Origin of the sequence: Pseudomonas putida (genome assembly GCF_050989985.1) — a bacterium.
In the GTDB taxonomy this organism is placed as follows: domain Bacteria; phylum Pseudomonadota; class Gammaproteobacteria; order Pseudomonadales; family Pseudomonadaceae; genus Aquipseudomonas; species Aquipseudomonas putida_AI.
On the sequence record NZ_CP158815.1, the window covers coordinates 5,715,438 to 5,739,305 of the forward strand.

Annotated in this window: 27 protein-coding genes and 1 tRNA gene; 12 read left to right on the forward strand and 16 right to left on the reverse strand. The window is 58.8% G+C overall.

The genetic code is table 11. The features are described from left to right. Position 1 precedes the first annotated feature (1 nt). The 10 genes from iscX to trmJ form a co-directional block, all read right to left on the reverse strand. Positions 2-202 (reverse strand): Fe-S cluster assembly protein IscX, encoded by a 201-nt coding sequence (iscX, locus tag ABTV29_RS26145; RefSeq protein ID WP_110966493.1) that lies wholly within the window; start codon positions 200-202, stop codon positions 2-4. Between the two features lie 14 nt (positions 203-216). Further along, positions 217-558, reverse strand: a complete 342-nt coding sequence (gene fdx / locus ABTV29_RS26150; protein WP_085715824.1) for an ISC system 2Fe-2S type ferredoxin — start codon at positions 556-558, stop codon at positions 217-219. 2 nt (positions 559-560) lie between these two features. Continuing rightward, complete coding sequence (gene hscA, locus ABTV29_RS26155) at positions 561-2,423, reverse strand: Fe-S protein assembly chaperone HscA (RefSeq protein ID WP_433767464.1); 1,863 nt, start codon at positions 2,421-2,423, stop codon at positions 561-563. Between the two features lie 51 nt (positions 2,424-2,474). Further along, entirely contained in the window at positions 2,475-2,996 is a 522-nt protein-coding gene (gene hscB, locus ABTV29_RS26160) for a co-chaperone HscB (RefSeq protein ID WP_433767465.1), read from the reverse strand. An 8-nt stretch (positions 2,997-3,004) separates the two neighbouring features. Continuing rightward, a complete protein-coding gene (gene iscA, locus ABTV29_RS26165; protein ID WP_003227904.1) occupies positions 3,005-3,328 on the reverse strand; it encodes an iron-sulfur cluster assembly protein IscA in 324 nt (107 codons plus the stop codon). A gap of 34 nt (positions 3,329-3,362) precedes the next feature. Then, the gene (iscU, locus tag ABTV29_RS26170; RefSeq protein WP_007974006.1) at positions 3,363-3,749 is read right to left on the reverse strand and encodes a Fe-S cluster assembly scaffold IscU; all 387 of its coding nucleotides are present in this window, start codon (positions 3,747-3,749) and stop codon (positions 3,363-3,365) included. A gap of 83 nt (positions 3,750-3,832) precedes the next feature. Beyond that, complete coding sequence (locus ABTV29_RS26175) at positions 3,833-5,047, reverse strand: IscS subfamily cysteine desulfurase (protein ID WP_433767466.1); 1,215 nt, start codon at positions 5,045-5,047, stop codon at positions 3,833-3,835. A gap of 50 nt (positions 5,048-5,097) precedes the next feature. Further along, entirely contained in the window at positions 5,098-5,589 is a 492-nt protein-coding gene (iscR, locus tag ABTV29_RS26180; RefSeq protein ID WP_007903581.1) for a Fe-S cluster assembly transcriptional regulator IscR, read from the reverse strand. A 194-nt stretch (positions 5,590-5,783) separates the two neighbouring features. Next, on the reverse strand, positions 5,784-6,560 hold the full coding sequence (cysE, locus tag ABTV29_RS26185) for a serine O-acetyltransferase (RefSeq protein WP_433772028.1): 777 nt from the start codon (positions 6,558-6,560) through the stop codon (positions 5,784-5,786). A 2-nt stretch (positions 6,561-6,562) separates the two neighbouring features. Then, on the reverse strand, positions 6,563-7,333 hold the full coding sequence (trmJ, locus tag ABTV29_RS26190; RefSeq protein WP_110966487.1) for a tRNA (cytosine(32)/uridine(32)-2'-O)-methyltransferase TrmJ: 771 nt from the start codon (positions 7,331-7,333) through the stop codon (positions 6,563-6,565). Positions 7,334-7,479: 146 nt separating this feature from the next. Between trmJ and suhB the strand changes: the two genes are divergently transcribed. Continuing rightward, positions 7,480-8,298, forward strand: a complete 819-nt coding sequence (suhB, locus tag ABTV29_RS26195; protein ID WP_085724358.1) for a type III secretion system regulator SuhB — start codon at positions 7,480-7,482, stop codon at positions 8,296-8,298. Positions 8,299-8,555: 257 nt separating this feature from the next. Here the strand turns inward: suhB and ABTV29_RS26200 are convergent, their stop codons facing one another. From ABTV29_RS26200 to queA, 6 genes are all read right to left on the reverse strand, one after another. Continuing rightward, the gene (locus tag ABTV29_RS26200) at positions 8,556-9,107 is read right to left on the reverse strand and encodes a glycine zipper 2TM domain-containing protein (RefSeq protein ID WP_150769544.1); all 552 of its coding nucleotides are present in this window, start codon (positions 9,105-9,107) and stop codon (positions 8,556-8,558) included. Positions 9,108-9,240: 133 nt separating this feature from the next. Then, positions 9,241-10,155, reverse strand: a complete 915-nt coding sequence (gene secF / locus ABTV29_RS26205; protein WP_433767467.1) for a protein translocase subunit SecF — start codon at positions 10,153-10,155, stop codon at positions 9,241-9,243. 9 nt (positions 10,156-10,164) lie between these two features. After that, positions 10,165-12,033, reverse strand: a complete 1,869-nt coding sequence (gene secD / locus ABTV29_RS26210) for a protein translocase subunit SecD (RefSeq protein ID WP_433767468.1) — start codon at positions 12,031-12,033, stop codon at positions 10,165-10,167. A gap of 65 nt (positions 12,034-12,098) precedes the next feature. Then, positions 12,099-12,437 carry a preprotein translocase subunit YajC gene (gene yajC / locus ABTV29_RS26215; RefSeq protein ID WP_110966483.1) on the reverse strand — a complete coding sequence of 113 codons (339 nt, stop codon included), beginning with the start codon at positions 12,435-12,437 and terminating at the stop codon, positions 12,099-12,101. Between the two features lie 43 nt (positions 12,438-12,480). Then, complete coding sequence (gene tgt, locus ABTV29_RS26220) at positions 12,481-13,596, reverse strand: tRNA guanosine(34) transglycosylase Tgt (RefSeq protein WP_168185069.1); 1,116 nt, start codon at positions 13,594-13,596, stop codon at positions 12,481-12,483. 14 nt (positions 13,597-13,610) lie between these two features. Further along, entirely contained in the window at positions 13,611-14,660 is a 1,050-nt protein-coding gene (queA, locus tag ABTV29_RS26225; RefSeq protein WP_433767469.1) for a tRNA preQ1(34) S-adenosylmethionine ribosyltransferase-isomerase QueA, read from the reverse strand. A gap of 107 nt (positions 14,661-14,767) precedes the next feature. Between queA and ABTV29_RS26230 the strand changes: the two genes are divergently transcribed. The 11 genes from ABTV29_RS26230 (at position 14,768) to ABTV29_RS26280 (ending at position 23,803) form a co-directional block, all read left to right on the forward strand. Then, a tRNA-Leu gene (locus tag ABTV29_RS26230) sits at positions 14,768-14,852 on the forward strand. Positions 14,853-15,016: 164 nt separating this feature from the next. Next, positions 15,017-16,258 (forward strand): tyrosine-type recombinase/integrase, encoded by a 1,242-nt coding sequence (locus ABTV29_RS26235; protein WP_433767470.1) that lies wholly within the window; start codon positions 15,017-15,019, stop codon positions 16,256-16,258. Between the two features lie 264 nt (positions 16,259-16,522). Then, positions 16,523-17,386 carry a hypothetical protein gene (locus ABTV29_RS26240; RefSeq protein ID WP_433767471.1) on the forward strand — a complete coding sequence of 288 codons (864 nt, stop codon included), beginning with the start codon at positions 16,523-16,525 and terminating at the stop codon, positions 17,384-17,386. A gap of 84 nt (positions 17,387-17,470) precedes the next feature. Next, on the forward strand, positions 17,471-17,719 hold the full coding sequence (locus tag ABTV29_RS26245) for a helix-turn-helix domain-containing protein (protein ID WP_433767472.1): 249 nt from the start codon (positions 17,471-17,473) through the stop codon (positions 17,717-17,719). After that, positions 17,716-17,985 (forward strand): helix-turn-helix transcriptional regulator, encoded by a 270-nt coding sequence (locus ABTV29_RS26250; protein WP_433767473.1) that lies wholly within the window; start codon positions 17,716-17,718, stop codon positions 17,983-17,985. Before ABTV29_RS26245 ends, ABTV29_RS26250 begins: the two co-directional genes overlap by 4 nt. Then, the gene (locus ABTV29_RS26255) at positions 17,982-18,590 is read left to right on the forward strand and encodes a hypothetical protein (RefSeq protein ID WP_433767474.1); all 609 of its coding nucleotides are present in this window, start codon (positions 17,982-17,984) and stop codon (positions 18,588-18,590) included. Before ABTV29_RS26250 ends, ABTV29_RS26255 begins: the two co-directional genes overlap by 4 nt. Then, positions 18,587-18,892 carry a hypothetical protein gene (locus tag ABTV29_RS26260; protein ID WP_433767475.1) on the forward strand — a complete coding sequence of 102 codons (306 nt, stop codon included), beginning with the start codon at positions 18,587-18,589 and terminating at the stop codon, positions 18,890-18,892. The genes ABTV29_RS26255 and ABTV29_RS26260 overlap by 4 nt, the downstream gene beginning before the upstream one ends. A gap of 531 nt (positions 18,893-19,423) precedes the next feature. Then, positions 19,424-19,705: a hypothetical protein gene (locus ABTV29_RS26265; protein WP_433767476.1), complete on the forward strand. Its 282-nt coding sequence runs from the start codon at positions 19,424-19,426 to the stop codon at positions 19,703-19,705. Further along, positions 19,702-19,974, forward strand: coding sequence for a DUF3077 domain-containing protein (locus ABTV29_RS26270; protein WP_433767477.1), 273 nt, complete (start codon positions 19,702-19,704; stop codon positions 19,972-19,974). The genes ABTV29_RS26265 and ABTV29_RS26270 overlap by 4 nt, the downstream gene beginning before the upstream one ends. Further along, positions 19,971-22,853, forward strand: a complete 2,883-nt coding sequence (locus tag ABTV29_RS26275; protein WP_433767478.1) for a DUF927 domain-containing protein — start codon at positions 19,971-19,973, stop codon at positions 22,851-22,853. The genes ABTV29_RS26270 and ABTV29_RS26275 overlap by 4 nt, the downstream gene beginning before the upstream one ends. Positions 22,854-22,948: 95 nt before the next feature. Next, on the forward strand, positions 22,949-23,803 hold the full coding sequence (locus ABTV29_RS26280; RefSeq protein WP_433767479.1) for a hypothetical protein: 855 nt from the start codon (positions 22,949-22,951) through the stop codon (positions 23,801-23,803). Positions 23,804-23,868 lie beyond the last annotated feature (65 nt).

Consider the following 23,868-nt stretch of genomic DNA (forward strand, 5'->3'; position numbering starts at 1 on the left):
CTCAGTCGCGTTCTTCGATCCAGTGGGCCTGAATGGCCTCCAGAATCTTTTCGCCACAATGCTCAGGCTTGTCGCCGAACTCGGGCAATTCCATCACCCACTTGCGCAGATCGACGAAGTTGACCGACATAGGATCTACATCGGGCTTGGTTTCAGCCAGCTGGATTGCGATTTCCAGCACATCAGTCCACATGAGACTCATGACAATTCCTTGAATCAGTGCGGCGCTTCGGCTGCGTGGTTGAGCGAGTACTTCGGAATTTCGACGGTCAGGTCTTCAGTCCCGACCTTGGCCTGGCAACCCAGGCGCGACTGGGCTTCCAGACCCCAAGCCTTGTCAAGATAGTCCTCTTCCAGCTCGTCGGCCTCTTCCAGCGAGTCAAAGCCCTCACGAATGATGCAGTGACAGGTGGTGCAGGCGCAGACGCCGCCACAGGCACTTTCCATCTCGATATGGTGCTCATGGGCCAGCTCGAGGATGGACGTACCGGTCTCAGCCTCCACGACCATGCCTTCCGGGCAAAACTTTTCGTGTGGCAGAAAAATGACCTGCGGCATCGTTATTCCTCAATCTCATTCAGGTTGCGCCCCGCCAGCGCGGCTTTCACCGTCGAGTCCAGGCGGCGGGCAGCAAAGGCATCGGTCACTTGCGACAGACGCTTGGTCTGCTGCTCGATGGCGTAGCCATCGGTACCTTTCATCAGTTCGGTCAGTTCCTGCACCTGCATCTCGATGACCATGCGTTCGTCGGCATCGAGCAGGCGCTCACCGTCAGCTTCCAAGGCAGCCTGCACCGCTTCGACCAGGCGCTGGGCATCGACCTGGTGCTCGCGCAGGACGCGGGCCACCTTGTCATCGTTGGCGTACTGGAACGAGTCCTTGAGCATCTTGGCGATTTCACCGTCGGTCAGGCCGTAGGACGGCTTGACCTGGATGCTGGCTTCGACGCCCGAACCCAACTCGCGGGCGGAGACACTCAGCAAACCGTCGGCATCGACCTGGAAGGTCACGCGAATCTTCGCCGCGCCCGCCACCATCGACGGGATACCGCGCAATTCGAAACGTGCCAGCGAGCGGCAGTCGCTGATCAGTTCGCGCTCACCTTGCAGCACATGGATAGCCATGGCCGACTGGCCGTCTTTGTAGGTAGTGAAATCCTGAGCGCGAGCGACGGGGATGGTGGTGTTACGCGGAATCACCTTCTCCATCAGGCCGCCCATGGTTTCCAGACCCAGGGACAACGGAATCACGTCGAGCAGCAACAGCTCTTCGCCGTCACGCTTGTTGCCGGCCAAGGTATCGGCCTGGATCGCAGCCCCGATGGCTACCACTTGATCCGGATCGATTTCGGTCAATGGCTGACGACCAAAGGCTTCGGCAACGGCTTCGCGAACACGCGGCACGCGAGTCGAACCACCGACCATGACCACTGCATGAACCTCATCCAGCTCGACACCGGAGTCACGCACAGCACGGCGGCAGGCTTTCAGGCTGCGAGCGATCATCGGCTCGATCAGCGCATTGAAGGCCTCGCGAGTCAGCTCGGCTTTCCAGTCGCCATAAACAACTTCAACAGAAGCGGCGTTGGTCAGCGCTTCCTTGGCCGCACAGGCGGTTTGCAGCAGATTGCGTTGCGCACCCGGATCGAGGTCGGCGGACAGACCGGCGCTCTCGATGATCCAGCCAGCGATTGCATGGTCGAAGTCGTCACCACCCAGGGCGCTGTCGCCACCAGTGGCCAGTACTTCGAACACGCCACCGGTCAGGCGCAAGATCGAAATATCGAAGGTGCCGCCGCCCAGGTCGTAAATCGCCACCAGACCTTCGGCGTGCTGATCCAGACCGTAAGCCACGGCCGCGGCGGTTGGCTCATTGAGCAAACGCAGCACGTTGAGGCCGGCCAGCTTGGCAGCGTCCTTGGTGGCTTGACGCTGAGCGTCGTCGAAATAGGCCGGAACCGTGATCACCGCGCCCACCAGTTCTCCACCCAGGGTGGCTTCGGCACGCTGGCGCAAGACCTTGAGGATATCGGCGGAGACTTCGACCGGGCTTTTCGGGCCCTGGATCGTGTCGATGAACGGCATGTGCGATTCGCCACCGACAAAGCGGTATGGCAGTTGATCGCCCAATTGCTTGACGTCGGACAGACCACGACCCATCAGGCGCTTGACCGACAGCACAGTGTTCAAGGGATCGGTGGCGGCCGCCAGCTTGGCGGACTCGCCCACTTCGACGCGATCGGCGTGATAGCGCACGGCAGACGGCAGGATCACCCGCCCTTCTGCGTCGGCCAGAGGCTCGGAGAGACCACTGCGCAAGGCAGCGACCAGCGAATTGGTAGTGCCCAAGTCGATCCCCACAGCCAGACGACGCTGGTGCGGTTGAGGACTTTGGCCGGGTTCGGCGATCTGCAGTAGGGCCATCGTTATCAGGACTTATCTGTATATCAGGCGTGCGACCGGAGCGGCACTGGGTTAATCGTCGAGGCGCTCTTCTAACTGGCGCACTTCGTAGGTGAGCTTGTCGAGGAACTGCATGCGTCGCATCAGGCGTTCGGCCTGTTCACGTTGCGCTGCATCATTCCAACAGGCTGCGAAACTGTCGTTCAGTTTTTCCTGAGCAACTTTCAAACGGCGCTTGAAGACGGCAACGCCATTCAGGTCGGCGCTGTCCTGCAGGTCTTCGAGCTCTTCGCGCAATTCCATCTGTTGCAGAAGAAACTCCGGATCATGCACCGTGACCTCCAGCGGCAGCTCGCCACCATTCAAGGCGAGCAGGTATCGCGCGCGCTTGGGTGGACTCTTGAGCGTCTGGTAGGCCTCGTTGAGGCTCGCGGATTGCTCTAGCGCCAGCCGCTGCTCACGCTCGGAGGCGTCGGCAAAGCGGTCCGGATGAACGCTGCGCGCCAACTCACGGTAGCGCGTAGCCAGCTGATCGAGGTCCAGATTGAAGCCCGGTTGCAGCTGAAATAAAGCGAAATGACAAGGAGTACCCACAAATAGCCTCAGATGTTGAAGCTTTCGCCGCAGCCACACTCACCGCGTACGTTGGGGTTGTTGAACTTGAAGCCTTCGTTCAACCCTTCCTTGACGAAATCGAGCTCGGTGCCGTCCAGGTAGGCCAGGCTTTTCGGGTCGATGATCACTTTCTCGCCGTGACTCTCGAACACCTGGTCCTCTGCAACCACCTCGTCGACAAACTCCAGCACGTAGGCAAGACCGGAACAGCCTGTGGTGCGAACACCCAGACGAATCCCTTCACCCTTGCCGCGCCCGTCGAGGGAGCGTCGCACGTGTCGAGCAGCCGCTTCTGTCATGCTGATAGCCATCGGTGACTCCTTACTCGTCGCCAAATCTTGAAAGTCAGATCAAGCCTTTCTTCTGCTTGTAATCGCGAACAGCAGCCTTGATGGCGTCTTCAGCGAGTACCGAGCAGTGAATTTTCACTGGCGGCAGGGCCAGTTCTTCGGCCAGCTGAGTGTTCTTGATGGTTTCTGCTTCGTCCAGGGTCTTGCCCTTCATCCACTCGGTGGCGAGGGAGCTGGAAGCAATGGCGGAACCGCAGCCGTAGGTCTTGAACTTGGCATCTTCGATGATGCCGGCGTCGTTGACCTTGATCTGCAGGCGCATGACGTCGCCGCAAGCCGGGGCGCCGACCATGCCGGTGCCGACATCAGGGTCTTCCGCGTCCATCTTGCCGACGTTGCGCGGGTTTTCGTAGTGGTCGATGACCTTTTCGCTGTAAGCCATGATTCTTAATCCTCACTCATCAGAGAGTCGCTCTTTGAGCCCCGGGACCTGAGTCCTCGGGGCCGGTTCGCGGCGACTTGAAATCAGTGTGCCGCCCACTCGATTTTCGAAATGTCGACACCGTCTTTGTACATGTCCCACAGCGGCGACAGAGCGCGCAGCTTGGTAACGGCCTCGCAGACTTTCTGCGCGGCGTAGTCGATTTCTTCTTCGGTGGTGAAACGGCCGAAGGTGAAACGAATCGAGCTGTGTGCCAGTTCGTCGTTGCGGCCCAGGGCGCGCAGCACGTACGAAGGCTCAAGGGATGCCGAGGTACAGGCCGAACCGGACGATACCGCCAGATCCTTGAGGGCCATGATCAGCGACTCGCCTTCAACGTAGTTGAAGCTCAGGTTCAGGTTGTGCGGAACGCGGGAGGTCAGGCTGCCGTTGACGTACAGCTCTTCCAGGTGCTCGACCTGCTTGAAGAAGCGATCGCTCAGGGCCTTGATACGCACGTTCTCGGCAGCCATGTCTTCCTTGGCCACGCGGAAGGCTTCGCCCATGCCGACGATCTGGTGAGTTGCCAGGGTGCCGGAACGCATGCCGCGCTCGTGACCGCCGCCGTGCATGGTCGCTTCGATGCGCACGCGAGGCTTGCGGCTCACGTACAGCGCGCCGATGCCTTTAGGGCCGTAGGTCTTGTGGGCGGAGAAGGACATCAGGTCGACTTTCAGTTTCTGCAGGTCGATCTCGACCTTGCCGGTGGACTGAGCGGCGTCGACGTGGAACAGGATGCCTTTGGAACGCAGCAGCTCGCCGATGGCGGCGATGTCGTTGACGGTACCGATCTCGTTGTTCACGTGCATGATCGATACAAGGATGGTGTCGTCGCGCAGTTCAGCTTCGACCATCTCAGGAGTGACCAGGCCGTCTTCACGAGGCTCGATGTAGGTCACTTCGAAACCTTCACGCTCCAGTTGGCGCATGGTGTCGAGGACAGCCTTGTGCTCAATCTTGGTGGTGATCAGGTGTTTGCCTTTGGTGGCGTAGAAATGTGCCGCACCCTTGATTGCCAGGTTGTCGGATTCGGTGGCACCGGAAGTCCAGACGATTTCACGCGGGTCGGCGTTGACCAGGTCGGCCACCTGACGACGGGCGTTTTCGACGGACTCTTCAGCTTTCCAGCCAAACACGTGGGAACGGGACGCCGGGTTACCGAAGTTTCCGTCGACCAGCAGGCATTCACTCATCTTTTGCGCGACACGCGGATCAACCGGGGTAGTCGCAGAGTAATCAAGGTAAATCGGCAATTTCATGGACTATCTCCTAAATCAGGCTGGCTGGCGCGCCGTTAGCTCTGTGGCTGTCATTCGACGGCGGACGCTTCAATCTTGTCCAGGCGTGGCGCCTTGCTGTTGCAACGGCGTTGATCCTGGCGCTGGGCTACTTCTTGCACCTCACGGCGAGTGACAAGGTCAGCCAAGCTGATACCGCTCAGAAATTCGTGAATCTGCAGGCTCAGGTCGCACCACAAGTGGTGGGTCAGGCAGGTATCGCCCTGATGGCAATCACCCTGCCCCTGGCATTTGGTGGCATCGACCGATTCGTTCACCGCATCGATCACCTGGGCGACCTGGATACCCTGCATGTCGCGTGACAGCTGGTAGCCGCCGCCCGGACCACGAACGCTGGACACCAGATTGCTGCGGCGCAATTTGGCGAAAAGCTGCTCGAGATAGGACAGGGAGATGCCTTGGCGCTCGGAGATATCGGCCAGGGACACGGGCCCGTGCTGCGCGTGCAACGCCAGGTCAAGCATGGCGGTCACGGCGTATCGGCCTTTTGTAGTCAGTCGCATGGACAGTTACCACGGAGTTCGGAATGGGTGCGAGTATGCGATTCCCGAGTATTTAAGTCAACTATAAGACCTAGTACTTTAGTCAGGTTTACCCGCAAAAGAGCGCGCGAATGATATCAGGGTCTGCGGCTTAATGGCACACCGCTTAGCGCTGCGCCATTGCCTGAAAGCGACTTGCGACCCCTGCACAGGGATCAGCCGGCCCTGGATTGATCCTTGTCCTTCACACAGGCGAAGTCTTCTTCGCGCAGCTCAGGCAGCTCCTTGGCACAGTAATTACTGCCCAGATCCTTCAGCGCCCCGCACATCCCCTCCAGACGGCCATCGACGGCCTGCAGGTGATCGAGCAGTTGATTGATGGCACGCGCCACCGGGTCCGGCATGTCTTCGCTGACGCCGTAGGCATCGAAGCCGATCTTCTCGGCCATGGCCTTGCGCTTGGCGTCCTGCTCTTCATCGGACTTGACGATGATCCGCCCGGGAATGCCCACCACCGTTGCTCCGGCCGGCACCGCCTTGGTGACCACCGCATTGGAACCGACCTTGGCCCCGGCACCGACGGTGAACGGACCCAGCACCTTGGCGCCCGCCCCGACCACCACACCATCTTCAAGGGTCGGGTGACGCTTGCCCTTGTTCCAACTGGTGCCGCCCAGGGTCACACCCTGATAAATGGTCACGTCATCGCCGATTTCGGCGGTCTCACCAATGACGATGCCCATGCCGTGGTCAATAAAGAAGCGTCGCCCCACCTTGGCACCCGGATGAATCTCGATCCCGGTCAGCCAGCGACCGAAGTTCGAGACCAGCCGCGCCAGCCATTTCAGGTCCGCATGCCACAAAACCGAAGACAGGCGGTGGATCCAGATGGCATGCATGCCCGGGTAGCACGTCAGGACTTCAAATGCATTGCGTGCCGCCGGGTCACGGTGGAAAACGCTCTGGATATCTTCACGCAAACGCTCGAACATCATTAATCCTTCCGCTTCAGGAGCTCACCACGGGCCGCTTTTTGGGTTTCCGTGAGGATGCCACGCAAAATATTCATTTCCGCCCGGCTGACCGAGCTGCGTCCGTACAACCGGCGCAGGCGCGCCATCAAGTGCCGTGGCTTTTCCGGATCGAGGAATTCAATGGCCACCAGGGTCTGCTCCAGGTGCTCATAGAATCGCTCCAATTCGTCCATGGTCGCCAGCTCCATGCTTTTGACCGACGCCACTTCGTCCTTCTCGACCTTGCTCGGCTGGCCTTGGGCCGCGAGCCAGGACATGCGCACTTCATAGCTCAACACCTGCACCGCCGCCCCCAGGTTCAGCGAGCTGAACTCGGGGTCGGAAGGGATGTGCACGTGATAGTGACATCGCTGCAGCTCTTCGTTGGTCAAACCGGAATCTTCGCGACCGAACACCAGCGCGATCTCGGCGCCCTGCCCAGCTTCCTCGACCACTTTCGCGCCGCATTCGCGGGGATCGAGCAGCGGCCAGGGAATCCGCCGGTCGCGGGCACTGGTACCCAGCACCAGGTTGCAGCCGACCAGGGCATCTTCCAAGGTGGCGACGACTTGCGCTTTTTCAAGGATGTCCCCGGCACCGGATGCACGGGCATCAGCTTCGTGATGCGGAAACAGGCGCGGTTCGACCAGCACCAGCCGCGACAGACCCATGTTTTTCATGGCGCGCGCAGTCCCGCCGATATTGCCCGGATGGCTGGTATTGACCAGGACGACACGAATGTTTTGCAGCAAGGGAGGCGCTCTCGAACATATATAGGGGGAGCAGAATCTTACAGCCCAAACTACCGTTAAGCCATGAAAGCGAACGTCGTCCTTCTCCTGTAGAAACTTTCTGATAGAATGCCCGGCTTTCTTTAACAACCTTAGGTGACACATCCATGCAGCCCATGCTGAATATCGCGCTGCGCGCCGCCCGCGCCGCCAGTGAATTGATCTTCCGCTCCATCGAGCGCCTGGATACCATCAAGGTCGACGAAAAAGACGCCAAGGATTACGTATCCGAGGTGGATCGCGCCGCCGAACAGAAAATCATCGACGCCCTGCGCAAGGCGTACCCGAACCACTCGATCATGGGTGAAGAGACCGGCCTGCACGCCGGCACCGGGATCGAAGGCGAAGAGTACCTGTGGATCATCGACCCACTGGACGGCACCACCAACTTCCTGCGCGGCATCCCTCATTTCGCTGTCAGCATCGCCTGCAAATACCGCGGTCGCCTGGAACACGCCGTTGTTCTGGACCCGGTTCGCCAGGAAGAATTCACCGCCAGCCGTGGCCGTGGCGCCCAACTGAACGGTCGTCGCCTGCGCGTCAGCGGCCGCACCAGCCTGGACGGCGCCCTGCTGGGTACCGGCTTCCCGTTCCGTGACGACCAGATGGACAACCTCGACAACTACCTGGGCATGTTCCGCGCCCTGGTTGGCCAGACCGCCGGCATCCGCCGCGCCGGCTCCGCCAGCCTGGACCTGGCCTACGTGGCTGCCGGTCGTTTCGACGCATTCTGGGAGTCGGGCCTGTCCGAGTGGGACATGGCCGCAGGCGCCCTGCTGATTCAGGAAGCAGGCGGCCTGGTGAGCGACTTCACCGGCGGTCACGACTTCCTCGAAAAAGGCCACGTCGTTGCCGGCAACACCAAATGCTTCAAGGCAGTACTGACGGCGATCCAGCCGCACCTGCCGGCTTCGCTGAAGCGCTAAGCTTCCAGCGACAGAGAAAAGCACCCTTCGGGGTGCTTTTTTTATGCCTGGAATTTGATGCCCCGAAAACACCACAAATCCCTGTGGGAGCTGGCTTGCCTGCGATAGCGTCGGCACACACAACATCAATGCGTCAGACAGATCGCTATCGCGGGCAAGCCCGCTCCCACAGGATCTATAAGTGGCCTCAGTTCAGTATTTCAGGCACAAAAAAAAGCACCCCGCAGGGTGCTTCTTTTTGAATCGGCTTCAGCAGATCACTGACCCTGCTGGTTCTCCGACAAGATCAACTTGCCCTCTTTATCCACAGGAATCTGATTCCCGGGATCGCGATCCATTCGCACTTTCCCCTCTTTACCGTCCAGCGAGTACCGCACGTCGTAACCCACCACCTTGTCACTGATGTCATTCACCGTATTACAACGGGTTTGAGTCGTGGTGTAGGTATCACGCTCCTGCATACCCTCCTGAACCTTGTTACCGGCGTAACCACCACCGACCGCGCCTGCAACCGTGGCAATTTTCTTGCCGGTGCCGCCGCCGATCTGGTTACCCAGCAGACCACCTGCCAGTGCACCGACCACCGTACCGGCGATCTGGTGTTGATCTTTCACCGGCGCTTGCCGGGTGACGGTTACATCCTTGCATACTTCACGTGGAGTCTTGATTTGGGTCTTGACCGGCTCAACGGCGAGTACTTGCGCATACTCGGGGCCGTTATTTTTAACCAGGCTGTAGGTGGCCACAGCACCCCCGGCAGTCACACCGACAGCACCCAGTACAGCACCAACCAGCATCGACTTGTTCACATGAACCTCCTGACCATCACAGACGGGATAAACCCGCGCTTCTCCCAGCCTTGGAGCATAAAAAAAGGCGCGAGTTCAACTCGCGCCTTTTTAGACTACATCGCTGGAGGAACTGCTCTGGATTAGAGAGCCTTCAAGGACGGTCGTCGACTTCCTTATCGGTACTCACCGTTGGAATCAGGTCTTCGGAGTTCAGATTCAGCCAGATCAACACCACGTTGGCGATGTAGATCGACGAATAAGTACCGGCCAGAACACCTACCAGCAGCGCCAGGGAGAAGCCGTACAGGTTGTCGCCACCGAAGAACAGCAGCGCCGCGATCGCCAGCAGAGTGGACACCGAAGTCGCGATGGTCCGCAGCAGGGTCTGAGTGGTCGAGATGTTGATGTTCTCGATCAGGCTGGCCTTGCGCAGTACGCGGAAGTTCTCACGAACCCGGTCGAATACCACGATGGTGTCGTTGAGCGAGTAACCGATGATCGCCAGCACCGCCGCCAGCACCGTCAGGTCGAAGGTGATCTGGAAGAACGACAGGATACCGATGGTCACGATCACGTCGTGGATCAGGGACACGATCGCACCGATGGCAAATTTCCACTGAAAGCGGAACGCCAGGTAGATCAGGATGCCGCCCAGCGCCATCAGCATGCCGAGGCCGCCCTGGTCGCGCAGTTCTTCACCCACCTGCGGGCCGACGAACTCGACGCGCTTGACCGTCGCCGGGTTCTCGCCGCCGACCTTCTGCAGCGCCTCAGCCACCTGGTGACCCAACTGTGGATCTTCACCCGGCATACGCACCAGCAGGTCGGTGGTTGCACCGAAGTTCTGCACGATGGCCTCGTGATAACCGGCGGTCACCAGCTGCTCACGCACCTTGGTGACGTCGGCCGGACGCTCGTAGGTCAGCTCGATGAGCGTACCGCCGGTGAAGTCCAGGCCCCAGTTCATGCCCTTGTGGAACACACTGAAAATGGCCAGTGCGGTCAGGAACAATGTGACGCCGAACGCGAAGTTGCGAACGCCCATGAAGTTGATTGTACGTAACATGGCAGCCCCTTAAATCCACAACTTCTTGAAGTCACGACCGCCGAAGATCAGGTTGACCATCGCGCGGGTGACCATGATGGCCGTGAACATCGAAGTCAGAACCCCGAGGGACATGGTTACAGCGAAGCCCTTGACCGGACCGGTACCCATGGCGAACAGGATGCCGCCCACCAGCAAGGTGGTCAGGTTGGCGTCGAGAATCGCGGTGAATGCCCGGCTGAAGCCTTCGTTGATTGCCCGCTGCACGGTCATGCCCGCGGCGATCTCTTCACGAATCCGCGAGAAGATCAGTACGTTGGCGTCGACCGCCATACCCATGGTCAACACGATACCGGCGATACCCGGCAGGGTCAGCGTTGCACCCAGCAGCGACATCAGGGCCAGCAGCATCACCATGTTCACTGCCAGCGCGACAGTGGCGATGATGCCGAAGAAGCGGTAGATGGCGATGATGAACAGCGAGACGAACAGCATGCCCCACAGCGATGCATCGATACCCTTGGTGATGTTGTCCGCACCCAGGCTCGGGCCGATGGTGCGTTCTTCAGCAAAGTACATCGGCGCCGCCAGGCCACCGGCACGCAGCAGCAGCGCCAGTTCGGACGACTCGCCCTGGCCGTTCAGGCCGGTGATGCGGAACTGAGCACCCAGCGGCGACTGAATGGTCGCCAGGCTGATGATCTTCTTCTCTTCTTTAAACGACTGAACCGGTACTTCTTTCTCGACGCCATCGACCACTTGCTTGGTGTAAGTGGTGACCGGACGCTGTTCGATGAAGATCACCGCCATGCTGCGACCCACGTTCGAACGGGTCGCACGGCTCATCAGCTCGCCGCCGTGACCGTCCAGACGGATGTTCACTTCTGGCGTGCCGTGCTCGCCGAAGCCAGCCTTGGCGTCAGTCACCTGGTCGCCCGTGATGATCAGGCCACGCTCGATGAGCGCCGGAGGACGCTTGCCTTCACGGAACTCGAATTCCTCGGAAGTGGCTTTCGAAGCACCAGGCTCTGCGGCCAGACGGAACTCCAGGTTGGCCGTCTTGCCCAGGATACGCTTGGCTTCTGCGGTGTCCTGCACGCCCGGCAGCTCAACCACGATGCGGTTGGCGCCCTGACGCTGGACGATCGGTTCGGCAACACCCAGCTCGTTGACGCGGTTACGTACCGTGGTCAAGTTCTGCTTGATGGAGTATTCGCGGATTTCCGCCAGCTTGGCCGGGGTCATCGCCAGACGCAGCACCGGTTGACCGTTCAGGTCGGCCGGAACAATGTCGAAATCGTTGAAGTTCTTGCGTACCAGCGCACGGGCCTGTTCGCGGGTCGCTTCATCGCTGAAGCCCAGCTGAATGGCGCCATTGAGTTGCGGCAGGCTGCGATAGCGCACTTTCTCTTTGCGCAGCAGGCTCTTCACGTCGCCTTCGTAGACTTTCAGGCGTGCGTCGAGGGCTTTGTCCATGTCCACTTCCAGCAGGAAGTGCACACCACCGGACAAGTCCAGACCCAGCTTCATCGGGTGCGCAGCGAGGTTGCGCAGCCATTGCGGGGTGGTTTGTGCCAGGTTCAGCGCGACGACGTAGTCATCACCCAACGCCTTGCGCACAACGTCCTTGGCAGGCAACTGGTCTTCAGCCTTGACCAGGCGAACCAGACCGCCCTTGCCACCGGCCGTCAGCGAAGTTGCCTTGACGTTGATCCCGGAGGCCTTGAGCGCAGCGCTCACGCGATCCAGATCGGCCTCGGTGACCTGCAGCGCAGTACTGGTGCCGCTGACCTGAATGGCCGGGTCATCGGGATATAGATTGGGAGCGGAATAAATCAGACCGATCGCCAGCACCGCCAGGATCAGAATGTATTTCCACAGAGGATATTTGTTCAGCATCACGCCGCCCGTTTATGACGCGGGGCGCCTTGCGCGCCCCGTCGATTGAGAATGAAGTTGAAACTTTAGATCGCTTTGAGCGTGCCTTTTGGCAGCGTGGCGGCGATAGCGCCTTTCTGGAACTTCATTTCGACAGTGTCGGACACTTCCAGCACCACGAAATCGTCGGCAACTTTGGTGATCTTGCCGGCAATACCGCCGGTGGTCACAACTTCGTCACCCTTTTGCAGGCTGCTCAGCAGGTTTTTCTGCTCTTTGGCGCGCTTGGCCTGTGGACGCCAGATCATCAGGTAGAAGATGACCAGGAAGCCGACCAGGAAAATCCACTCAAAACCGCCACCCATAGGGGCTGCAGCTGCCGGCGCAGCGCCGTCTGCCATGGCATTAGAGATAAAAAAGCTCATTTAGCACTCCAGTTGCAAATGTTGAATCTTGGGGTCAGAAAACTCAGTCCAAGGGCGGAACAGGCAACCCGCGCTTGGCGTAGAAGGCATCGACAAAGGCGGCCAATGTACCCTGTTGAATAGCCTCGCGCAAACCAGCCATAAGCACTTGATAATGGCGCAAGTTATGGATGGTATTGAGCATGCTTCCCAGCATTTCGCCGCACTTGTCCAGGTGATGCAGATAAGCGCGGGAGAAGTTCTGGCAGGTATAGCAATCGCAGGTCGGATCGAGCGGCGAATCATCATGGCGATGGAACGCGTTACGGATCTTCAGCACGCCGGTATCGATGAACAGATGCCCATTGCGGGCATTACGGGTTGGCATCACGCAATCGAACATGTCCACACCGCGGCGCACACCCTCCACCAGATCTTCCGGTTTGCCAACGCCCATAAGGTAACGAGGTTTGTCAGCCGGCATCTGGCCCGGCAGATAATCCAGCACCTTGATCATTTCGTGCTTGGGCTCGCCCACCGACAAACCGCCAATGGCCAAACCGTCGAAGCCGATCTTGTCCAGGCCTTCCAGGGAGCGCATGCGCAGGTCCTGGTGCATGCCGCCCTGAACGATGCCGAACAGCGCCGCCGTGTTGTCGCCATGGGCGTTCTTCGAGCGCTGGGCCCAACGCAGCGACAACTCCATGGATACGCGGGCGACGTCTTCGTCGGCCGGGTACGGCGTGCATTCGTCGAAAATCATCACGATGTCGGAGCCCAGGTCGCGCTGGACCTGCATCGACTCTTCCGGGCCCATGAACACTTTCGCGCCGTCGACCGGCGAGGCGAAGGTCACGCCCTCCTCCTTGATCTTGCGCATGGCGCCCAGGCTGAACACCTGGAAACCGCCGGAGTCGGTCAGAATCGGGCCTTTCCACTGCATGAAATCGTGCAGGTCGCCGTGCTTCTTGATCACTTCGGTGCCAGGGCGCAGCCACAGGTGGAAGGTGTTGCCCAGAATGATTTCAGCGCCAATCGCCTCGATATCCCGCGGCAGCATGCCCTTGACCGTGCCATAGGTGCCGACTGGCATGAAGGCCGGGGTCTCGACGGTGCCACGGGGGAAGGTCAGGCGACCACGACGAGCCTTGCCATCGGTGGCAAGCAGCTCAAACGACATGCGACATTCGCGACTCATACTGTTTCCTCTGGGCCGCTTGGAGCGGGATTACGGGTGATGAACATCGCATCACCGTAGCTGAAAAAGCGGTATCCGTTGTCGACCGCGGCTTTATAGGCGGCCATGGTTTCCGGATAACCGGCGAACGCCGAAACCAGCATCAACAGCGTGGATTCGGGCAAATGGAAGTTGGTGACCAGGGCATCGACCACATGAAACGGCCGGCCCGGGTAGATAAAGATGTCGGTATCGCCACTGAACGGCTTGAGCACGCCATCGCGGGCGGCGCTTTCCAGGGAACGCACGCTGGTAGTCCCCACCGCCACCACCCGACCGCCGCGCGCGCGGCAGGCCGCCACCGCATCCACCACGTCCTGGCCGACTTCCAGCCATTCGCTGTGCATGTGGTGGTCTTCGATCTTCTCCACGCGCACCGGCTGGAAAGTGCCCGCGCCAACGTGCAGGGTCACGAACGCCGTCTCGACGCCCTTGGCCGCGATGGCCTCCAACAGCGACTGATCGAAATGCAGCCCTGCCGTCGGCGCCGCCACCGCGCCCAGGCGCTCGGCGTACACCGTCTGATAGCGCTCGCGATCGGCGCCTTCATCCGGGCGGTCTATATAAGGAGGCAACGGCATGTGCCCGACGCGGTCGAGCAGCGGCAAGACTTCTTCGGCGAACCCCAGCTCGAACAGCGCATCGTGACGCGCCAGCATCTCGGCCTCGCCACCGCCATCGATCAGGATCTTCGACCCAGGCTTTGGCGACTTGCTGGACCGCACATGGGCCAGCACGCGATGAGTGTCCAGCACCCGCTCCACCAGGATTTCCAGCTTGCCGCCGGAAGCCTTCTGGCCAAACAGCCGCGCCGGAATCACCCGGGTATTGTTGAACACCATCAAGTCGCCCGGGCGCAAATGCTCAAGCAAATCAGTGAATTGACGGTGTGCCAGGGCGCCGCTGACCCCATCCAGGGTCAACAGACGACTATTGCGACGCTCGGCCAGTGGATGGCGGGCGATCAGCGAATCAGGGAGCTCGAAAGTAAAGTCAGCAACGCGCATGATGGGGTTCGTCTAGCAGGGCCGGGAAGTCTAGCGGAATTATCAAAAATTCTCCATGTACCTGATTGACCAGCGGTATTCACCTCTCTATACTTCGCCGCCATTGAGCCCTGATGGCGGAATTGGTAGACGCGGCGGATTCAAAATCCGTTTTCGAAAGGAGTGGGAGTTCGAGTCTCCCTCGGGGCACCACATAGCAGTATCTGAGAGTCTCTACCAGCCTCTCAGACCCAGAGAAACCGGCCTCTTGGCCGGTTTTTTTGTGCCTGCCTGTCTACCCCTGTCTCCCCTTATCCGTTGTATCCCTGTATCCCTGCTTGTATCCTGAGAAAAATACCGAACTTTGGGATACAAGGATGAAACGCGCAGACATCAAGCGCCGCCCCCTCGCCGATACCACGCTCGCAGGGCTTGAGCCTGAAACAAAGGAATATCGAGAGCTGGATGGAAACGGCTTATATTTCCGGGTCAAACCGGACGGGGGCAAGTCATGGCAACTCCGATACAAGCGGCCTGCAGGTAACTGGGCATGGATGGGCCTCGGCGGCTATCCAGAAGTCAGCGGCGCACTTGCCCGCGAAAAAGCAGCCGATCTACGAAAGGTTGTCAGTAGCGGTGCCGACCCTCTTGAACAAAAGCGCTCGGCAAAAGCAGCAATCGATGCCGCTCGAACTCGAACCTTTAGAGCAGCTGCGGAAGCTTGGCTAAAGGCAAAGGAGGAGAAAGGTCTCGCTCCCTCCACCCTCAATAAAATCCGCACCTACCTCGACAAAGACATTCTTCCAGCGCTTGGTAATAAACCCCTAGACGAAATAACCCGAACCGATTGTGCAAATCTCCAGGCCTCCCTCGAAGCTCGGGAGGCGCATAACGTAGCGGAAAAGTGTCGGACTTGGGTCAATCAGATCTTCGGTAGAGCGATTGGCTTAGGACTGACAGAAAACGATCCGGGTAGCCGTTTACGCGACATCGCAGCTCAAGCACCGAAGACTCAACAACACCCTCATTTGCTAGAGCCAGAACTCGGCGAATTCCTCACCGCTTTGAAGAACACTCCTAGCAGACTCACCGCTCGAACAGCAGCATGGCTTTGCATTTGGACAGCCTCGAGGCCGGGAATGGTTCGTCTGGCGGAATGGAAAGAGTTTGATTTAGACAAAGCTATTTGGACTACACCAGCATCGAAGATGAAGATGCGCCGAGACTTCGTATGCCCCCTTCCCCGCCAAGCGCTCGTCGCATTGAAAGAGCTGCATTCTTTAACCGGGCGTAGCCGTTGGCTGTTTCCCGGAGTCGGTGCGAAGAACCCGACTATCAGCGAAAACACCATCAACAAAGTGTTCGCCACCATAGGCTACAAAGGGCGTCTTGTTGGGCACGGCACTCGACATACAGCGAGCACACTGCTCCGTGAACATGGATGGCCGAAGGAGCATGTCGAGGCGCAATTAGCTCATAAAGAAGAGGGCATCTCGGGGATATACAACAAGGCCCAATATCTTGAACAGCGGATTGCCATGATGCAGTGGTACGCCGATCACCTAGATAGATTACAGACAGGAAACGTCGTGCAGGGCCAATTCGGACAGGCAATTTGATCGTGCAATCCCTAACTACTCACAAAGCAGGTGTTCCGCGTGTTCCATGTGTTCCAAAACCGCTGAAAGCCTTTAAACCCGCGGCTTGCGAGACTGGAACACAACAGGCGATTAGCTGGAACACTTCGTCGATGGCACACAAAAGGTGTTCCAGAATCGGCAACACCTCCGGGCTAAATGGCCCGCTCTTCACTGACGGCTTCCTAGCTTCGCCGGGCGCAGGTGGTCGCGTTTTTTCGGTCCCGGGAATGGGGCGAGGGGGGAATGATGAATAACAGATTTTATTTAAACGCCCCCCTCGACGTCGAAGACTGGGAGAACATCGAGGCGCTGGAATATCTGACGCTGTACGAAGAATTTGCGGAGCGCATCGATAACATTGTTGAACTCATACGAGAGGGGCAGCAGCATTGGGCGGACCATCAGAACGAAGCAGGTGAATGGTCCGCCGACGCTGTCCGCGTACTCGGGGAAGTCAGGCGTCGTTCTTATAATATTCACCAGCGCATTGGGCTGTTTCAGGACGATTTAGCTCGCACCATTCGCTGGATTATCAGCGAGTCGTCCGAGTCAGCTGTTACCGATTGCCAATACGTCGCTGCACTGGCGATAGATCGCGCGTGTTGTGCCATAGAGGTACTGGGGCGCTGGTTGAGAGAGTTTAATGAAAACCTTTACTCCGGTGACCGGGAAAACGTGATTGTCTTGGCTGAAGAATACCCGGCCAGCTTCGACGTGCTTGTGAACGAGATACGCCAAGAGCAGGCTTCTCTTGAAGCTGATGATCGAGAATATGCGGCAGACTTGCTAGGTGCGGCCCGGCACTACATGATTCTCGCGAGGGTGTATGCCTCGCCGGTGTTGAGCAGCAGCGAGAAGATGCGGATCAGTGCTAACGCGAGCAAAGGGGGTAATAGCTCGGCTGCGGTCCGCCAAGAGGCCATTGCAGACCGCGATGAGGACATCCGCAAATACGGCAGACGGCTTCGCGACAGCGGCAGGACGAAGTCAGAAGCGCTGGATGCCATCCTGCAGAGTAACGCCGCACTAAAATCTCCCGGTGCAAGCGATAAGCTTTCCAGAAGACAACTCAGCAACATTTTGGTCAAGGGCAAAGTTTTTTCATAGAAACCTGGAAATGAACCACCGTTCATTTCCGCCCCCCCATTTAGCGTTAGCCCTGTAACTCTCCACGACTACAGGAAACGCTAAATGACTGCGACAACGCTCCAATCCATCACCCCGCTTTCACCCTGCTCCACTGATTTGCTCACCCCCGATCAAGTCGCGGCCACTCTCGGTCTGTCGCACCGCACGCTCGCCGCCTGGCGCAGTTCGCGCCGCAATCCGCTGCCGTATGTGAAAGTTGGAAGCCGCGTGCGTTATCGGCCTAAAGATGTGTCCACGTGGCTCGAAAGCCGCACACACAGCTCTCCCGCAGGTGCGAGGAACGAGAAATGAAAACCTCTCGCCTCCACTCCTCTGCAAACGACTCCACGCCAATCGATCCATCGGTGACGCTCATCCGCATTGCCGAGGTAATGGCCATCGTTGGCCTCGCTCGCCCTACCATCTACAAGCTGATGAATGAGCCTGAAAGTGGCTTTCCAAAAACCGTAAAGCTCACCAACAGCAACGCTCGCGGCGCCCCGGTCGCCTGGGTTTTGTCCGAAGTCCAAGCGTGGGCACGCGGTCGCATTGAAGCCCGTGATGAGGTGGCCGCATGAAGCGTAATTACTGCCCATTCAAAGGCGCCTTCCACGACTCTTACAGCATCGGTTTTCAGCTCTACGCTGAAGACGGCATCAATTGGCGTCACCGCACCATCGCCGGCGTTAGCTGGAACGGTGAAGAAAAAGAAGCATTCTTTTTCGATCCTGACGGCCTCGTTTTGCCGCTCACACCCAATCCATGGGAACTGCCGGAGATCATCCGCAAACACGCCGTTCGCCGCGAATTTTCCAGCGTTCATGGCCACGGTCATTTCGCGATGAAAGAAGGCCGCCACGCAGAGCTGAGTCAATCAGGACTGAACAACTGGGTCACCTACTGGCTAATCGATCAGAAAAACGGCTACTCGAACGATCCTCAAGTCTGGAGCCAGTTCGTTGAGAAGGACATTGAACAAGAAAAGATCATCAACGAACGGCTCTACACAGATCTGCGCATCACGTCCGATCTCAGCCAATACATGGAAACGTGCCTGAACGAGCGGCGCAATGTGCTCGCCGAGCAGTACCGTCGCCGCTGCGCAGAAGACAGCAAGATAGCCGCGTGGCTCAAAGGTGAAACTCCATCCCCGTTGTTCGCCAACGTGCAGGAGGCAGCATGAGCCGTTCGATTGCTAATCAGGCCTTGATGCATCCCTTTTCAGTGCTGCGTCGCATCGGTTTTTCATCCGCCACGATGCAGCGCCTCGAGCGCTATCGCAGCCGACAGGACAAACAGGGTCGCGTAGTCAGCGTACTTAGCTGGGCCGACGGCACCTGGTGCGCCCTCACGCTCAACTGCGAGAACCTCGGTGCGGTGATCGCCGACGAAGGCCAGCAAACGGAAGCCTACGAAGACGCCCGGTCGATGCTCGATGACGGCTTCCTGCCCCTGCTCAATCTGCGCTGGGAAGCCCACGCCTGAAACGAAAACGCCCCCGGCGGCAACCGGGGGCGTTTGAGGTCAATCTGTATGTCTGGTCAATTTATGTCGCATCAAAAAAATGCGCAAGGCTTCGTGCCGGTTGCGCTTGTAAAAACTCGGAGTTATCCTGCCCCCGTCGCTGCAAATTCAGCGACCGGGTTTGGCGACCCGAGTTTAAGAAGGCGCACAGGCGCCACCATATCGATTGCAGGCGCTTTTTTTGTGCCCGCATTCCTGCTTTATGGCGGCTGTGCGTGGGAGACCTTCGGGTCTGCCGGGTTCCTTCTTACCCGGTTCGCCAACCTGCGCACAGCTGCCACCCCAATTCGTTTGGCGACGAATCGTGGCAGTTCCTACTTAAGAAGGAGCTCCACCCATGCACGCTCTCATTCCGTCCAAAAATCGCGCCGCTGCACACCGTGCAATGGCTCTCGCCGCTCTACACGCCAACTCCAGTCTTGCCACACGTCTTGCCCGCTACAACGCCCATATGGCCAAAGCTCGCGCTCTCGAAGCCGCAGGCGGTGCCCAATGAACAACGCCCTGAGCTTTGCGTTGCCCGAAGACATCCTTACCGTCAGCCATCGCGCTGGGGCCGGTGTACCGATTGATGCCATCACCTGCGCGATTGATCGCGCCGATTCGGTGCTGACGCTGCTTGAGGACCACTTCGAAGGCGAATCACGACTAGCCAATCATGTCATCGCCGCCGTCATTTGGGACGTTCGCGGCACCCTCGGCCTGATCAAAACCCTCGCTATGCATGGTGATACCACTTCTGTCCCGGTGGACCAGAAAGGCGGTGCGCTATGACCACTTTGACCACGCTTGGCCGTACTACTTTCTCGCGGGCCGACTCCTCCGACCTTAAGCTGTTCCGGGTCAATGCTGGCATCCCAGTGGAGACCGCGCTGGAGATGGTTTCTCAGCTGCAGCATCACGCCAACCAACTCAACCTCGATGCCGCCATGAGCGACCAAGGCGAACGCTTCAGTTGGCCAGCCTTGTACCTCGGTGAAATGGCAAAAGCGCTGATCGATGAGGTCACTGACACACTGTTTCTGCCGAGGGCCGACACATGAGCCAGCGCCTCAGCAACGCGAAACGTCCGAGCTTCGCCGACGTGAAAGCCGCCTCGCTCAAAGAGATCGAGCGTGTCCTCGCCAACTGGTTGCCCAATGGCAAGCGCGTCGACGGTGGCAAGGAATACACCGCCCCAAATCCGACCCGCAGCGACAAACGTGCCGGTTCGCTCAAGGTCAACCTGAGTAAAGGCACGTGGGCCGACTTCGCCACGGGCGACAAGGGCGGTGACCTCATTGATTTGGTGCGTTACCTAGGCGGCGGCACCGATGTCGAGGCCTGTGCCAAGCTGACCGAGCTGCTGAACGTGACAGCAGGTGCAGCGCAATCGGCGCCACCTTCCAGCAAGGACAAAGCGCCGACGTGGTTGGCCATACAGCCGATCCCAGCCGAAGCCATGAAACGCTGCCCCGTAAGGCATCGACAGCACGGCGCTCCTTCAAAGGTCTGGATCTACCGGGATGCAGACGGTCAGCCACTCATGGCCCTTTACCGCTTCGACCTTGGCCTGGACGAGGACGGTAAGCCGAAGAAGGTCTTTGCTCCGCTAACTTGGTGCCAGCGCTCCGACGGCCAAACCACGCAATGGCGCTGGCAAGGCCTGCCAGATCCGCGCCCACTGCTGCGCCTGGAAGAACTGGCTCAGCGCAACACCGCAACAGTCGTGTTGTGCGAAGGCGAGAAAGCCGCCGACGCGGCAGGCGAACTGATGCCGGACTACGTGGCCACGTGCTGGCCGAACGGCTCGAACTCTTGGCACAAGGCTGACCTGACACCGCTCAAAGGTCGCTCGGTAGTTCTTTGGCCGGACAACGACAGCAGCGGCAAAACGTGTATGGAAGACGTCGCCAGAACATTGCACGAGATCGGCGCCGAGTCGGTGCGGTTCATTGCTCTCGATGTATTCAAGCGCAAGCCCACACTGAAGAACGATCGCGCAGCCTTCACCAAAGGTGGTCAATGGGACGAAGGGGACGACGCTGCCGACGCGCTCGTTAAGGGCTGGACGGCGGCGCACGTCGCGGAGCTGGAGCGCGACGGCTGTCTTTTCGTCTCTCCTGCTGACGAATCAACCGCCGAGCCCGCACAACCGAAAGTCGCAGCTAAGCAACCGGCAAAATCAAAAACCGATTTGCTGCCCGGCGGCTTTCGATTGGCCCCCGAAGGTGTGTTCTATACCGGCGATGATGGTGAGTCGCGACCGGTTTGCTCATCCTTGGAGATCCTCGCTCGTACCCGTGACGACAAGGGCCACAACTGGGGTTTGCTGGTTGAGTTCGACGACCCGGACGGAGCTAAAAAACGCTGGAACATTCCCGCTCGCAACATGACCGGCGACTTCGGCAAGGATGTCTTGGGACCACTGGTAGATATGGGTTTGCGTCTGCCAGGAACCCGCTCCGGCCGCAATGCCCGCAACGATCTTCAAAGCTATCTGCAAGGGTTCGACAGCAACGAACGGGCGCGCTTGGTCACTCGCCTGGGATGGCACGGACCTGCGTATTTGCTGCCAGACCAGCAGATCGGCAACAGCCACGAGCATCTTTTTTTCTGCGATTCCGGGGCCCAACTGCCACCTATCAACGAGGCAGGGACGCTCGAACAATGGCAGCAGCAAATCGGTGCACTTTGCGTTGGTAATCACCGATTGGCGTTTGTCGTCAGCGTGGCCTTTGCCGGTCCACTGCTGCACTTGCTAGGTCATGAATCAGGTGGTTTCCATCTTTATGGCGACAGCTCCGGCGGCAAGACGACACACCTACAAGTCGCCGCGTCAGTTTACGGCGGGCCACGATTGGTCCGGTCGTGGCGCTCCACTGACAACGCGTTGGAGTCGATTGCCGCCGCGCATTCGGACGGTGTCCTGGTACTCGACGAAATCGGTATGTGTGATCCGCGCATCATCGGTGAAACGGTGTACATGCTCGGCAACGGTACGGGCAAAGCTCGCGCCAATGATCGAGGGCAAGCAGGCCGCCAGGTGCAAGAGTGGCGTTTGCTGTTTCTTTCGACCGGTGAGAAGACGCTCGCGCAGCACATGGCCGATGCGAACAAGGAGCTAAAGGCGGGAATGGAAATCCGCATGCTCGCCGTGCCTGCTGATGCGAGCAAAGGGCTGGGCATGTTCGACGTGCTGAACGGATTCGAAGATGCCGCCGCTTTGTCGGACGCGCTCAAAGCACGCGTAGGCAAGTACTACGGTACGCCGCTTAGCGCGTTCCTGTCAGCGCTGTGCAAGCCCGGTGAAATGGTCGGCTGGACCGCCATCCTGCGGCGCACGGTGGAGCGCTTCATTGCCAAGGCGCTCCCCGCTTCCGCCAGCGGTCAGGCGCATCGTGCCGCTGCTCGCTTCGGTCTTGCCGCTGCCGCTGGTGAACTGGCAACTGCACTTGGTGTAACAGGCTGGCCGGAAGGCACCGCGACCACAGCGGCGCAGGTTTGCCTCAATGCTTGGCTCGAAGAGCGCGGCGGCGCCGGGAACATGGAAGGTGACGCCATTGTGAGTCGGTTGCAGCAAGTCATCGAGCGATTCGGTGAAAGCCGCTTCACCCGCTGGGACGGACTTGCCGCCAAAACCGACGATCACGCACCGCGGACCACAGACCGACTCGGCTTCCGGCGCACAGTTGAACACGGTATGGGCGATGGCGTTTACACGCTAGTCACCTACTACTTCTTGCCCACTGCGTGGAGGGCTGAGGTGTTCAAAGGCATGAGCCTAACTCTGGTCAATCGGGAGCTGATCGAGCGCGGGATTCTGGAAGCCAGCGCGGAAGGTCGTGCAGCGCAATCGGTGCGGCTCCCTGGGCTCGCCAAAACAAGAGCGTACGTGGTGCATGCCAACGCCCTCCTCTCCTCTGAAACCGAAGCCGCGTGAAGTTGGCGGATCGAGGAGAGCTGCCGGCCGCTTCGGGTCTGGCCCGCCCGGAATCCAATCGAACGAATATCAAAATCTGAAATGGAAGACATCTAATGAGCGACTACCAAAAGCAAATCAAGCAACACCAAATCGAGATGGAACAACTCGAAAAGCAACTGCCGAAACTCACTACAGCGGCCAAGGAAGCCAAGAGCCTCTATGCGCAGACGCGTCACAATCGTGCTCCATATCCACATGACGTGATCAATGCTCTCAGCAACGCGAAATCCGAAATAGCTCGCCATGCTTCCGAGATCAGACGGCTGCAAACGTTGATCGATTGGGAAGACGGAATTCGATCTGCCGGTAGCAACATAAAAAAGGCGCAGAAAGAAATCAGCCAGATGCAGAACGATCTGCGAAAGCAGCAAGACAAACGCGCCAAGCTTTCGAGCAAACTCGAAAGACTGGAAGAAGAGAAACGTACTGAAATTGAAAAGGCTCAATATGTCGAAAAGCAAGCGGCAGCGAGCTACTCCGTAGCGTTGAGCGATGGGGATGACGCGGAAGAACAACGAGCGGAAAAGGCGCTCAGACAAGCCTCAGAGGCGCTTGCAGAAGCAACTCGTGACAAGCGGGGCATTGCAACTGCAACGCAAGCTTTGAAAGATGAAGTGAAAAAGCTCGAAGCAGCAATTGCAGAGAGTAACCAGACCTTGAAAGATCTGCGACACCAGCAGCTACGTGCAGCACGGTTCATGTGGGCCGATCGCCTAGACAAGGCAGCTCAGGACTTCGCCGCCATCGCAGCACACCTGCACGCGACGGAAAAGGCGATGGGGCGTTCGAGCTCTCTAACTGACCTCTACGTACCACTGCATGTACCGTTCGGACCGAGGTCAATCAATGTAGATACGGTCACTGCGAAGGCAGGTGAAATCTCCGTTGAGCAACTGATCGCCGCTTGATTGCCCGCGTCGCGACTATCAGTCGTGACGCTCCTCCTCCCTAAACCGGAACATCACTCGCGGAA